Source organism: Streptococcus hongkongensis, assembly GCF_053206145.1.
Genome location: NZ_JBRUGD010000009.1, coordinates 11,794 through 26,013 on the forward strand (window position 1 = coordinate 11,794; position 14,220 = coordinate 26,013).

General features: G+C 35.5%; 11 protein-coding genes. 1 reads left to right on the top strand and 10 read right to left on the bottom strand.

Annotated elements, in window-relative coordinates; genetic code table 11:
- Window position 1: 1 nt before the first annotated feature.
- The 4 genes from mvaD to ACVRZD_RS06775 all read right to left on the bottom strand — a co-directional run bounded on the left by mvaD (window position 2) and on the right by ACVRZD_RS06775 (window position 5,588).
- The gene (gene mvaD, locus ACVRZD_RS06760; RefSeq protein WP_037625723.1) at window positions 2-937 is read right to left on the bottom strand and encodes a diphosphomevalonate decarboxylase; all 936 of its coding nucleotides are present in this window, start codon (window positions 935-937) and stop codon (window positions 2-4) included.
- Complete coding sequence (gene mvk, locus ACVRZD_RS06765; RefSeq protein WP_037625725.1) at window positions 919-1,797, bottom strand: mevalonate kinase; 879 nt, start codon at window positions 1,795-1,797, stop codon at window positions 919-921. Before mvk ends, mvaD begins: the two co-directional genes overlap by 19 nt.
- A gap of 325 nt (window positions 1,798-2,122) precedes the next feature.
- A complete protein-coding gene (locus ACVRZD_RS06770; RefSeq protein ID WP_037625727.1) occupies window positions 2,123-3,865 on the bottom strand; it encodes an ABC transporter ATP-binding protein in 1,743 nt (580 codons plus the stop codon).
- A 1-nt stretch (window position 3,866) separates the two neighbouring features.
- Window positions 3,867-5,588 (bottom strand): ABC transporter ATP-binding protein, encoded by a 1,722-nt coding sequence (locus ACVRZD_RS06775; protein ID WP_447450377.1) that lies wholly within the window; start codon window positions 5,586-5,588, stop codon window positions 3,867-3,869.
- A 483-nt stretch (window positions 5,589-6,071) separates the two neighbouring features.
- Here ACVRZD_RS06775 and ACVRZD_RS06780 point away from each other — a divergent pair, with 483 nt between their 5' ends.
- Window positions 6,072-8,111 carry a surface-anchored 5'-nucleotidase gene (locus tag ACVRZD_RS06780; protein ID WP_037625729.1) on the top strand — a complete coding sequence of 680 codons (2,040 nt, stop codon included), beginning with the start codon at window positions 6,072-6,074 and terminating at the stop codon, window positions 8,109-8,111.
- A gap of 71 nt (window positions 8,112-8,182) precedes the next feature.
- Here ACVRZD_RS06780 and ACVRZD_RS06785 read toward each other — a convergent pair whose 3' ends face one another.
- From ACVRZD_RS06785 to ACVRZD_RS06810, 6 genes are all read right to left on the bottom strand, one after another.
- Window positions 8,183-8,593, bottom strand: a complete 411-nt coding sequence (locus ACVRZD_RS06785) for a peptide deformylase (RefSeq protein ID WP_037625731.1) — start codon at window positions 8,591-8,593, stop codon at window positions 8,183-8,185.
- Between the two features lie 66 nt (window positions 8,594-8,659).
- Window positions 8,660-10,009: an NADP-specific glutamate dehydrogenase gene (gene gdhA, locus ACVRZD_RS06790; protein WP_447450378.1), complete on the bottom strand. Its 1,350-nt coding sequence runs from the start codon at window positions 10,007-10,009 to the stop codon at window positions 8,660-8,662.
- 127 nt (window positions 10,010-10,136) lie between these two features.
- Window positions 10,137-11,909 (bottom strand): ABC transporter ATP-binding protein, encoded by a 1,773-nt coding sequence (locus ACVRZD_RS06795; protein WP_447450379.1) that lies wholly within the window; start codon window positions 11,907-11,909, stop codon window positions 10,137-10,139.
- Window positions 11,909-13,645 (bottom strand): ABC transporter ATP-binding protein, encoded by a 1,737-nt coding sequence (locus ACVRZD_RS06800; RefSeq protein WP_037625733.1) that lies wholly within the window; start codon window positions 13,643-13,645, stop codon window positions 11,909-11,911. The genes ACVRZD_RS06795 and ACVRZD_RS06800 overlap by 1 nt, the downstream gene beginning before the upstream one ends.
- A gap of 210 nt (window positions 13,646-13,855) precedes the next feature.
- Window positions 13,856-13,984 (bottom strand): GNAT family N-acetyltransferase, encoded by a 129-nt coding sequence (locus ACVRZD_RS06805; RefSeq protein WP_230588939.1) that lies wholly within the window; start codon window positions 13,982-13,984, stop codon window positions 13,856-13,858.
- Window positions 13,985-14,080: 96 nt separating this feature from the next.
- Window positions 14,081-14,218, bottom strand: coding sequence for a hypothetical protein (locus tag ACVRZD_RS06810; RefSeq protein WP_230588940.1), 138 nt, complete (start codon window positions 14,216-14,218; stop codon window positions 14,081-14,083).
- Window positions 14,219-14,220: the final 2 nt, after the last annotated feature.

Here is a 14,220-nt window from a genome sequence, read left to right on the forward strand (position 1 = left end):
TTTATAATTCCTTAGTTTTAGACACAATAATGTCAAATTCTTTCTCAAAAATGCTTGCTAACTGTTCAAGATCTTCTTCTAAGCATAGGACTTTGACATTTGGGCCAGCATCCATTGTAAAATAACAGCGGAAACCTTGTTGACGAAGTTCTTTTACTTTATCCATCGCCCGATAAGATTCTTCAATCAAATATGAAAAGGAAGGCGTTGATGTTTTTGTCGTTGCATGCATTGCCAAGGCATTCTTTTCAGTTAATAAACCAACTTTTTCAAAATCATTAGACTTCAAATAATGTAACATGGCTTGGTAATCTTTAGATGACTCTTCCTTCCACTGGTCAAATGTGATCGATGTTTCACGACAAAGTTTCATGCCATCGCGACTAGAAACAGGTTTTTTCGCATCATTCACCACTAGCATAATCATTGCTAATTTCAAATCAGTTTGAACAGGATAAATATCGCCACTTTCTCTATCCCAAGCGGCTAAAGGTCCAAAAAATGAGCGCGAAGCAGATCCTGAAGCAAATTTTGCTTTAAGGGCTAATTCGTGTTGTGATAGACCAGTTTCAAACAACAGATTGCAAGCTTTTACAAGTGCCGATAAGCCACTTGAGCTCGATGAAAGGCCAGCCGCAGTTGGCATATTATTTTTAGTGTCAACTATGACAAATTGCTTTTTATTAGTACGAAACTGATCAATAATTTTTGAAATTTTATCATGCTCTGCTTGATTTTGCAATTGTCCATCAATATAAAATTGATCTGAATCTGCACCATTTTCTAAAAAGGTTAAGCAAGTTTCGGTATACATATTTTCTAGAGTTAAGGAAATACTGCTTGTTGATGGAATCATTTTTGTTGCATCATCTTTACCCCAGTATTTAATAATTGCAATATTTGCATATGATTTAACACTTACAGTTTTTGTATCCACGTGTTTACTGCCCCTTTTTCTTCTAATGCCTTACTGATTACCTTAGCATCATCTTTACTTTTTGCAAGTGCGATGATACAGCCACCTAATCCACCGCCAGACATTTTGGCACCTAAAGCACCTTGTTCTAACGCCTCAGTTACTAATTGATTTGATTTGTCAACACTGACACCAATTGCAATAAGATGGTCATGTGCTTTTGTCATACAGTGACCAACTCTTGTTATGTCTTTTTGTTTTATTGATTCTTCGACTTCTTCTGTCAATTTTCCTAATTCAGTTAAATGTGATAAGTTACTTTCTTCAAATTTTGCAACTTTATCGACAGCCTCTCTAGTATGACCATGGATACCTGTATCAGCAATGATAAGATAAGCATCTATATCAATAGCTAGACTTTCAAATCCCACATTTCTAATAAATTTAATAGCGTGATCACTCAAACAAGTCTTCGCATCTAAACCACTAGGATTTGTATGAGCAATAATTTCTGCCTTATTCACTAAGATTTCTAATAATTGATCACTTAATTCATAATCAAAATAAGAAAATACCGCTCTAATTGCAGCAATAGAGACTGCCGCAGATGAGCCCATTCCCCTTCTTTGAGGAACTTGGGAAATGATTTCATAAGAAATTGGTTGATTCTTAATCTGTAAATAATCTAAAGCAGAAAAAATCGCTGTAGAAAGCGTATCATAAAAATCAAACTCTAATTTTTTTTCCGCTTTCTTAATGCGACAAGTAACTTCTATATCTTTTAATGGTAATGCAATTGCAGGGAAACCATAAACGACGGAATGTTCTCCCATTAAAATGATTTTGCTATGCGCCTTACCAATTCCTATGTTTTCACTCATAACCTTATCTTTTCATAATTTTTAACTTTACTTTTACCTTACTATTTTACACTAAAAGAGTTAAAATTGCGATATCTAACCCTCTTTTTGAAAAGTAGGAAAGGAAATTAATTTCTTATTCAAAGCTTTTTCATCTGTTTTCAAAAAGAAGCTGAGACAATCTTCTCAACTTCTTTTTTGGTAGAGTGATGTCTAAATGACACAGTGGTCGAGTGGGGGCTCTAATAGGTTGATGAGCCACCTTTTATAGCCCTACTCAACTTTGCGGAGGTGGGACGATAAAATCAAATTTCCAGGAAATGACTGATGTTTGTCCTAGTCTCTTTTAAACCCTTTCTTGTAATTTAGCTAACTGAGTATACTTGCCATTTAATGACATCAGATAATGGTGATTGCCTTGCTCAACAATTTTTCCTTTATCTAATACTAAAATCTGATTAGCAAATTGAATTGTTGATAAGCGGTGCGCAATGATAAAAGTTGTTCGACCTTCTTTTAAAACCTGCATGGCATGTTGAATGATCTCTTCAGTCTCAGTGTCAATGTGAGATGTCGCTTCATCTAAAATAAGAATTTTAGGATTAGCAATTAAAGTTCTCGCAAACGCAATTAACTGTCTCTCGCCACTTGAGAAAGATGCCCCTTTCTCATAAACAGGCTCATTTATGCCATGTGGTAACTGCTCTAACATCTTTTTGGCACCGACCTTAATTAGAGCATCTTCAACTTGCTGATCACTATAGTTGTCATTTCCCATCCGAATATTCGATGCGATCGTTCCAGTAAAGAGATAGGGATCTTGTAAAACGATCCCCATCTGTGATCTGAGACTTTCTTTAGAATAGTGCTGAATCGATTGATTATCTACTAATATATCCCCTTTTATAGGGTCATAAAAACGATATAAGAGATTCATAATCGAAGATTTTCCTGAACCAGTATGTCCAACTAATGCGACTGTTTCTCCTTTATTGGCAGTAATTGTAATATTTGATAAGACCAATCGATCCGGAGTATAAGCAAAATCAACTCCTTGGAAAACCACCTGACCATTTGAAATGTTAATAGGTTCAGATTCCTCTGACTCAGTTTCCTCATCTAACAAAGCCATTAGTCTTTTACCAGTTGCCGTTGACCGTTGAATGTTAGGGAGTTGACGGACCATATTCCCTAATAAGTCAAATAGACGTGTCAGATAGTTTATGTAGATAAACAGTTTACCAACCGTTACATCAGTATATCCTTGTAAAAACTGATAGCCAATGACAGCTAATAGAGCTGAAATGATCGTGTATTTAACAAATTCTGTCAGTGTCCACGAGGCAACTGAATCGGCAACAATAATATGATCATCTGCGGTCTTCATCTCTTGAATAGTTTGATTAAATTCATCAAGGACAGCTTCTTCCTGATGATAGAGTTGAATAATTTGAGCACCATTCATGGTTTCATTAACCTGGGTGTTGATTGTACTTCGTGCTTGGTAAAAATCTGTCATATGCTTATCAGTCATTGCCTTATATAATAATTGAATACCATAAAATAGTGGAATGACAATCAATAACCATATCCCTGACCTATGATCTAAATAAATCATAACACCATAGATAAAGACAATTTGAACAAAACTAATAATAATTTGTGACAAAAGATTATCGTAAAATTGATTACGTAAGGTTTCTGTGTCATTGACAATACGTGTTGCAATTTTTCCTGCTGGAACCTTGTCAAAATAAGAAATTGGCAAGCTCTGCATGATATTAAATGCCTTTTTTCGTAAATGAGAAACTACTTTATTTGAAGAATAAATTAAGGTTCTAAACGAAATGTACCGAAAGATGGCTGTAAGTAAGGTAACTGCAAAATAGTAGAAGATGAATTGGTAAAAAAGGTGATGATTAATTTGTAAGCCATCGGCTACTGGTGTCAACTGCTTATCAATAATTTCTTTTAATAAAAGTGGGGCCAATTGCCCTGCTGCGGTAGCAATTAATAAAAGGAAAATACCTAGGGTAAATGACACTTTTGCTACTTTTAATTCTTTTAATAATGTAATGATGAGGCTCATTTTATACCTCCTGTGCTTGTTGCCTTTGATATTGCTGGTAATACCATCCCTTGTTTGCAAGCAATTCTTGCGGCCTTCCCTCTTCAATGATTTGTCCGTTTTCCATTACTATAACCCAATCGGCATGCTGGATCGCGGACAATCTATGGGTCACAATAAGGGTGGTCTTGCCTTGACGTTCTTCTTGAATATGTCTGATGATATTGGTTTCCGTTTTAGCATCTACTGCTGAAAGAGAGTCATCTAAAATTAATAAATTTGGTTTTGAAAGAAAGGCTCTCGCAATTGCAATTCTCTGTTTTTGCCCACCAGAAATGGACAGACCTCGTTCACCAATTTGAGTTTGTAAACCATCTGACATATCCTTTAAATCTTTAGTAAATGAAGCAGTTTCTATAGCTTTTAAAATGTCTTCTTGACTAGCTTGTGATTTGCCCATCGCAATATTTGCTTCTACTGATTTGGAAAATAAAATATGCTCTTGAGGGACATAACCAATTTGATTTTCAACACTTTGTCTATCGTAATCAACAAACTGATGGTTGTTGACAAGAAACTGACCTTGACCTAGTGGGTATTGTCTCAATAATTGTCTTACCAATGTTGTTTTACCTGAGCCAGTCCGGCCTACAATCCCTAAGGTTTGCCCTTTTTTTAAGACGAGTGAAATCTTTTCCAAACTCTTCTTATGACTATTTGCATAAGAAAAACTATAATCTTGGAGTTTAATCTCATCAAATGATTCTAAAGTTAAGGAACCATTTTCTTCAAGAGTATCTCCGGTTTCAATCAATTCTTGTAATTTCCCAAACGATGTTTTTCCTGTTTGATAAACTAGGATAAAGTCTGAAATCATTGCAAATGGTTCAACTAAAGAAACTAAGTAAAGTTGCAAGGCGATAACTTGCCCTAAAGTAACGTGAGAATTTTCAATCATCCCAAGACCAACCATGATAATAAAAAGCTCACCAACAATAATCATGACACTAAAAATCGGGAAATAAAGACCTCTGTATTTAGCAATTTGATTCCATTTACTGGCTAAATCCTCGACTTTCTTGCTAAATTGTCGGCCTAAATATTCTTTTTTACCATAGGCTCGCATTACTTTGATACCTTCAACAGTTTCTAAGACCTCATCATTTAAATTAGCAATTGACTCTCTTGCAGATTCAACTAATAATTCTTGTTTTTTTGTTATAAAATAGGTGGCCACCGTCATGATAAGTATAGGAATCATACCGACTAAAGTCATTTCCCAAGAAATGAAAAACATGGTAGGTATAATAAAAAGAATCATTCCTCCTGCATATAAAATAATCATTAGGCCATAGCCTATAAAATCCATCAAAGCTTCGACATCTGTCGAAAATCGAGTCATCATATCACCCGATCTAAATTTCTCATAATAGGGTGTTCGCATAATGACTAATTTTTTAAAAGCATTCTGCTGAATATCAAACTTAAAATGAACAGCTTCTTGAAATAAATGCAAGTGCCACAGATAAGCCATAGCATATGAGAGCAATGCTGTGCCAGCTAATAAGATAATATGGCCAGTCAATTGATTATAGGATAAGGTCTTTTTGGACATCAAATCTATTAAACTTTCAATCACCTTAGTTGGAATTACCAAAGTAGCATCGTAAATAATCAGTGTAATGGCAATTAAAATATACGCTTTTTTCTTTTTGCAAATATATTTTAAAATTAAGGATAACATGCTATCCTCCTTTCAGTTCAGAGCAATAACCGTAAATTGTGTACACAAAAAGCCCGCGATAAAGAGTACTCCTTACCACGGGCTAAACAACTTGTTATGTTTAGATTAATCTACGGTTACTAAAAGGAGTCTCGTATTATTAAAAATAGCTTGTTTATAAACCAAATTAGTCATCTTTAGTACTCCTTTCATTTAAACTTAAGAAAATTCTATCATAAGAATAATTATTTGTAAATATGAGAAGTCGCTTTTTTTATACTATTTTTATGGTTAATATCAAAAAATCACAAAACACCCTTAATTCGTTTTTAAAGCGCTTGATTTTTATAAACAATAATTATCGTTCACAATTTATCGTGTTCTTTAATTTTATAGTGCCAATAAAAAAATAATTATCGTTATTTACTCATAATCTTATTGTCATAAAAAGAAAAAAATAGTACTATTATTACTGTAACATAAAATAATTCTTTAGGAGAGTTTATGAAAAAGCATATTGTTTTAAAAAGCAGTATTTTAGGTGTCGTTACTAGTGTATCAATGCTGTTTACAGCTGTTCAAGCTGATCAAGTTGACGTACAAATTATGGGAATAAATGATTTCCATGGGGCCCTTGATCAGACAGGTTCAGCTTATATGCCTGATGGTAAAATATCTGGTGCAGGAACAGCTGCTCAATTAGACGCTTACATGGATCAATCACAAGCAGACTTTAACCAAACAAGTCCAAATGGAACAAGCATTCGTGTCCAAGCTGGAGACATGGTTGGGGCAAGTCCTGCAAATTCAGGATTATTACAGGATGAACCCACCGTCAAAGTAATGAACAAAATAGGTATCGAATATGGGACGATAGGTAACCATGAATTTGATGAGGGACTAGCTGAATATAATCGAATCATGACTGGATCAGCACCTGCTGCTGATTCTACTATCAATGATATTACAAAAGCATACCCTGCAGAAGCTTCAACACAACAAATCGTTATCGCCAACGTTGTTGATAAAACAACAAATCAAATTCCATATAACTGGAAACCTTATGCTATAAAAAATATTCCTGTCAATAACACATCCGTAAATGTCGGTTTCATTGGTGTTGTAACAACAGCAATCCCAGAATTAGTCCTTAAAAAAAATTATGAACAATATAATTTCCTTGATGAGGCACAAACTATCGTTAAGTATGCAAAAGAATTACGTTCACAAAATGTAAATGCTATTGTTGTTCTGGCTCACATTCCTGCGACTAGTGGAAAAGATGGACTTGCTGGAGATGAAATGGCTGCAATTATGACTAAGGTTAATCAACTATACCCCGATAATTCGATTGATATCGTATTTGCTGGTCATAACCATGTTTATACCAATGGGACAGTCGGTAATACGCGTATTGTTGAAGCTCTTTCATCAGGAAAAGCCTATTCCGATGTTCGTGGTACTTTAGACACGACTACTCAGGACTTCACTGCTACTCCTTCAGCTAAAATTATTGCTGTTGCACCTAATGTTTTAAAAGGTAGTGCTGATATTCAAGCCATTGTAGATGATGCAAATACTCGAGTTACTACCCTAACTAAAGGTAAAATTGGTACAGCCACAACTAATACAACTATTTCAAGAGAAATTAATGCTGATTATGAATCTGCATTAGGTGATTTAATAACAAGAGCCCAATTAACGATCGCTAAAGAATCATATCCAGATATTGATTTTGCCATGACAAACAATGGTGGAATCCGTGCAGACTTAGTGGTTCAACCAGATGGGGCCATTACATGGGGTGCAGCACAAGCTGTTCAACCGTTTGGTAATATTTTACAAGTTGTTGAAATGACAGGACAAGACATCTACAAAGCTCTCAATGAACAGTATGATGACGCGCAACGTCAATTCCTTCAAATGTCTGGTTTGAAATATACTTATACAGACAGTGGTTTAAATGATCCTCAAAATCCATTCAAAGTTCTTAAAGCCTACAAATCTAGTGGAGAAGAGATTGACCCAAATGCTACTTACAAATTGGTCATTAACGATTTCCTCTTTGGAGGTGGTGACGGCTTTAAGTCTTTCCTGAATGCTAAATTATTAGGAGCCATTAATCCTGATACTGAAGTATTTATTCAATATATCAAAAATTTAGAAGCATCTGGTCAAACTGTATCTGCATCACTAGCTGGTACAAAAACTTATGTCACTGTTGCACTGGAGAGTTCAACAACTAATGATCCAAATGGCCGACATGATTTAGTCCATAGAGTTTATCGTGACCGTAATGGAAATGTGGTAGCAACCGAGTTAGTTTCTGATCTCTTTACAGCTAACCATATAGAAAAAGCAACTCCTTCTCCTATTAATACAACGACAGTCAAACCTAGAATAGTAAATACACAATCTACTACAACTAAGGAGCAATTACCAACTACAAATAGTGATGAAAAACAAACTGCAATGCTTTCATTATTAGGATTAGTAAGTTTATCATTCATTGGATTTTCTAAGAAAAAGAAAGAAAACAAATAAATAGACACTCAGAGAGTGGTACAAACACCCATGAGGACTTTGTCCTCATGGGTGTTTGTACCACTCTCTTTTTATATTAATATACCATCTAAGTGATCTAACTCGTGTTGACAAATTTGAGCGGGCAGTCCGGTTAAACTTAAATTCTTTTCTCGCCAATTCATGTCTTGGTAACGTACAGTTACATTTTTAAATCGCCTTGTCCTTTTAGAACCTGATAAAGATAAGCATGATTCCTCTGTTTCAAACGGTTCCGATTTTTCAACAATTATTGGATTAAACATGACTAAATCAACAAAGCCCATACTTATAATAATAATAGCTTTTTTCTCGCCTATCATATTCGCTGCAAGACCTAAACAGTTTTCGCGATGATAAGTTAAGGTATCTTGCAAATCTTTGCCAATTTTTATATCTTCTTTAGTTGCCACTTGTGATTTTCCCGATAAAAATAATGGATCTTTTACAATCTTTCTTAGCATAACTTCCCCTTTTCTTGTTATTAACTAGTATATCAAAAAAAGAACTCAATGAGTTCTTTTAGACTATTATACTAGGCCTTGAGAAGACATTGCTTGTGCAACTTTTAGGAAACCAGCAATATTAGCTCCCGCGACAAGATCACCTTCTAAATCAAATTCTTTTGCGGCCTCTGCTGAATTAGTATAGATAGTTGTCATAATATCAACCAATTTTTGATCTACTTCGTCAAATGTCCAAGCTAGACGACTGCTATTTTGAGACATTTCCAGTGCAGATACAGCTACTCCACCAGCATTTGCAGCTTTGCCTGGTGCAAATAATATCCCCTCTTCTTGGAAAACAGCCACCGCATCAAGAGTAGATGGCATATTCGCACCTTCAGCGACAGCGATGACCCCATTTTCAACCAAGACTTTTGCATCATCTCCATTCAATTCATTTTGAGTCGCACATGGAAAGGCTAAATCTGCTTTAAGTGACCAAATTGAACCTGCTTTAGCTTCCGTAAAGGTTGAATTCTTACGTTTTTGTGTGTAGGCAATAACACGATCACGGTCAACTTCTTTAACTTGTTTCAATAAGTCCAAATCAATTCCATCTGGATCATGTACAAAGCCAGATGAATCTGAAACAGCAATAACTTTAGCACCTAACGCTTGTAATTTTTCAATAGCATAAATTGCTACATTTCCAGATCCAGAAACAATAGCTGTTTTATCTTTAAAATCATGCCCATTTGCTTCTAGCATACATTTTGTAAAGTAAATTACCCCATAACCTGTTGCTTCTGTGCGAGCTAATGAGCCACCAAATGTCAAGCCCTTACCAGTTAGAACACCATTTTGGTAACCATTTAGTCGTTTGTATTGCCCAAATAAGTAACCAATCTCACGGCCACCGACACCAATATCACCTGCTGGCACATCCATATCAGGACCAATATGCTTTTGTAACTCCGTCATGAAGCTCTGTGTAAAGCGCATGATCTCATTATCTGATTTACCTTTGGGATCAAAATTAGCCCCCCCTTTACCTCCACCAATTGGCAAGCCTGTTAATGAATTTTTGAAAATTTGTTCAAAACCTAGGAATTTAACAATTGACTGATTCACTGATGGGTGGAAACGTAAGCCACCTTTATAAGGTCCAATCGCTGATGAAAATTGAACACGATAGCCTCTATTCACTTGAACCTGACCGTTATCATCTAACCAAGGAACTCTAAACGAAATAATACGCTCTGGTTCTACAAGTCTAGCTAATATATTTTCAGTAATATACTTAGGGTATTTATCAAAAACTGGGATAAGTGAGTGAAATACCTCTTCAACTGCTTGTAAGAATTCATCCTCATGTGAATTGTTTGCTTTCACCTGTTCAAATACACGTGTTACGTATTCTTTTCCTGATACCATAATCTTTCCTTTCTGACGACTTTTAATAAGATAATAATTATTATAAATTTTCAGAATATTCTTGTCAAGTATTTTTCATTGGCTGACAACAAAACCACCTTTCAAAAAATGGAAGGTGGTAACAATTTTAGTGATGTGCTGTTTTAAATTGACTATAGTAGAGATCATAGTAGAAACCACGAGCTTCTAACAGATTATAGTGACTACCTTGTTCAATAATTTGGCCATCTTTTAAGACTAATATTTTATCAGCTTCTTGAATCGTTGATAAACGGTGGGCAATCACAAAACTGGTCCTGCCTTTCATTAAGCGTTTCATGGCTTTTTGAATCAATAGCTCTAACCGAGTATCAACTGATGAGGTTGCCTCATCAAGAATTAATATTTTCGGATCAGCTAATAGCGCACGCGCAATAGTTAGGAGTTGTTTTTGCCCCAGTGAAATATTGCTTGATTCCTGGTTCATCATCATCTGATAACCGCCAGGCAAGGTTCTAATAAAGTGATCGACGTTTGCCGTCTTTGCTGCTTCAATAATTTCTGTTTCCGTCGCTGACAAATTCCCAAAATACAGATTTTCTTGAATAGTCCCTTCAAATAACCAAGCGTCCTGTAAAACCATCCCAAACTGCTGACGGTACTCTTGCCGCGAAAGATCTCTGATGTCCATTCCATCAACTGTGATAGATCCTCGATTAACATCATAGAATCGCATGAGTAGATTGATTAAAGTCGTTTTACCAGCACCTGTTGGACCTACAATAGCAATCATTTCCCCAGGTTTAACATCCAGAGTAAAGTCTTTAATTAAAGGTTTACTGTTGCTATAAGCAAAATCGACTTGGTTGAAAGAGACTTGACCTGTTAGAGGTTTTGTTAAGGTTACCTTTTCTTCAGATTTGTCTTCAACCTCATCCAAAACTGCAAAAATCCGCTCTAAGGATGATTTAGAACTTTGAAGCACCGGTGCTAATTGGGTAATCGTTTGAATTGGTTGGCTAATTTGCCAAATGTACTGAACAAAAGCCTGCATATTACCAATAGCTAATTTTCCTGCCAAAACTTGAAGTCCGGCTAATAGGGCTATAATCATATAGACTGAGTCTGAGATAAAGTGTAAAACTGGCATCATAATGCCAGACAAGAAACTGGCTTTGAATCCTACTTCTTGAAGGCGATCTGTAATGGCATGAAAGTCTTCCTCAGAACGATTTTCGCGACCATATAATTTAAGGATATTAAAGCCACTTAAATTTTCTTGAACAAAACCATTCATATCTCCTAAAACTTTAGCTTGTTCTTTAAAGTAAGGTTGTGATTTTTTCAAGACAAATTCTGATGACAAATAAATCACAGGAATACTGATAATTAGAATTGATGCTAAGGGCGCGTTAATATAAACAGCCATGATTATGGCAAAAGTAATGGTCAAAATAGCATTGACAATTTGTAGAAAAGACTGTTGTAAGGCGTTTGAAACAGTCTCGACATCTGAAGTAAATCGCCCAAGCATATCACCAAATTGATGTTTGTCAAAATAGGAAACTGGAATCTTATTAATTTTACGGCTGAGATCTTGTCTCAAGTCTTTTATGCTAGCTTGTACAGCTTTAGTCATAAAGTAGTTAGAACCATATGATCCAATCTCAAAAAAGATAGCTCGAACAAAATAGATGCAGAGAATCACTGCAATATAAGACTTATTAATGCCCGCCCCTTCAACTCCTTTTGCCATATCCATCAGATTATTTGAGATTTCAGTAATTGCTAACCCTAAAACAAATGGCTCTAATGAACTCATTAGTGCACTCATTACCTTTAAGAAAATAGCCGAAATTAATGAAACTTTATATCTCTTTAAATAAGTCCAAATACGTCTAAAAACCTGTTTTTCTGTCATTAATCAGCCACCTCCTTATTACTATTTAATTGAGATTTGGCTATTTCAGCATAGATGTCATTCGTTTCTAGTAACTCTTCATGTTTGCCACGACCAACGATCTTCCCTTGATCAAGTACAATAATCTGATCAGCATCCATAATAGTTCCTACACGTTGTGCCACAATAAGGACAGTTGCATTGTCTGTCACTTCCTTTAACCGCCTTCTTAGTTCTGCATCTGTTTGATAATCTAATGCAGAGAAGGAATCATCAAAGATGTAAATATCTGGTTTTTTAACAACTGCTCGAGCAATTGATAATCTTTGCTTTTGTCCACCAGATAGATTACTTCCAGCTTCTGCCAGGTGCGTTTGATACCCTTCTTCTCGACTGGTTATAAATTCACGGGCCTGTGAAACGTCTGTCGCTTGATCTAATTCTGACAGACTGGCATTTTCTTTCCCGTATTTGATATTATCAGCAATGGTTCCGGTGAATAGCAGAGCTTTTTGCGGAATGAAGCCTATCTTAGCACGTAATGCACTTAGTTGATAGTCTCGTACATCAATACCATCAACCAGGATATGGCCAAAGGTCACATCATAGAATCGAGGTATTAAATTAACAAGTGATGACTTACCTGACCCTGTCGATCCAATAAAAGCAATGGTTTCACCGGGTTTTGTTTTGAAAGAAATATTTTGCAATACAGGATTTTCAGTTTCACCAGGATATGAAAAAGTGACATTGTCAAATTCAAGATAACCCTTAGTTTCACTCTCTCTTATCCCATTTTCGTTTTTCGAAATCGAAATGGGCATATCTAACACCTCATTAATCCGTTTGCTAGATACTGACATCCGTGGATACATGGTAAAGAGATTGGCAAACATTAAGAATGAGAACATAGCATGGAAACTGTACTCAATAAAGGCTACTAAGTCACCAATTTTAATCTCTTGTTTTTTCAAAGGATCCAAGGCAAACCAAACAATGGCAACGATCATTGCAATTATAATTTGAACAAACAAGGGCTCTGTCAAACCAGTCAGTGTGAATAATTGTCGTGATGTTTCAGCATAGTCCTGGTTTTTTTCTTGAAAACGGCTTTCTTGAAACGCTTCTCGTGAAAATGCTCTAACAACTCTCAGTCCGGTTAAATTTTCACGAACCAGTTGATTTAGTTTATCCAGTGTATTTTGTTGTTTTTCAGATAAAGGTTTCGTTTTAACAGCGACATAAATGACAACAAAAATAAGTAAAGGCATCAGGACTGCTACAATCCATGCCAGTGATGGACTAGTCAAAAGAATCATTACGACAGAAAAAATCATCATGAGTGGTGTGACAACACCTAAACGTAATGACATTTCTGCAAATTGCATGAGAACAAATGCATCATTGGTAATCCGAGTTACTAAGGAAGAAATACCAATTTTTTCATACTCCGTATGAGAATAGTCCTGTAGTCGACGATACATATCATTGCGAAGCTCTTTAATCATTGTTGTTGTCAATTTACTTGATGCGTATGAAAGAATAACCCGTCCAATAACACCTAGTATAACAATGATAAACATTATTACTGCCCAAAAGTATAATGCCTTTTTATTATTCTGAACAACACCTTGGTCAATCATTCGTGCAAGAACCGTTGGTAACCCTAAGTTAACTAAAACAAAAAATAATGCACCAATCACATCTAAAATTAACCAATATTTCTTATTTTTTAAATAAGACCAAATTAATCCCATTTCACACCTCCCCTTTGTATATGAAAAGAAGCGCCAGAGCACTTCTTCCTTTCTTCTAGTGTATCATAAGTTGGATTTTTATCCTATAATTTTCTAAGGCATATAATTCTTTTACCATCAAAATATCCATCAAATGATGGTTCTGATTATTTAGTAATGGCCCCTCTAATTTTTCATAACCCTGTCGTTGATAAAAACCTACAGCTTCCTTTAAAGCGAAGAGCTTTCGAGATACATTTGGTGATAGCCTTCTTCTTTTGCTGCTAATTCAACAGCGGCTAATAGTGCGCAAGCAATTCCTTGGCGACGGGCGTCCTTTGTCACATAACATTTTTGCAATGCAGCAATTTCAGGAGTTAATTTGTCATACCCTGTTCCGCCTAAAATTTTATTTTCTTAACTCATTACGAAATATTGTGATTTTGGAGTATCGTTCTAATAACTTGTTAAGTCATTCAACTGTGGATTGGTATAAGCTGTGCCTTCTTGGTCCAAACCGACTGCTTCTAACGATTTTTTGATAATTTGAGCTATAGCTTGGTCATCTTTTTCTTCTATCGTTCGAATGATCATTG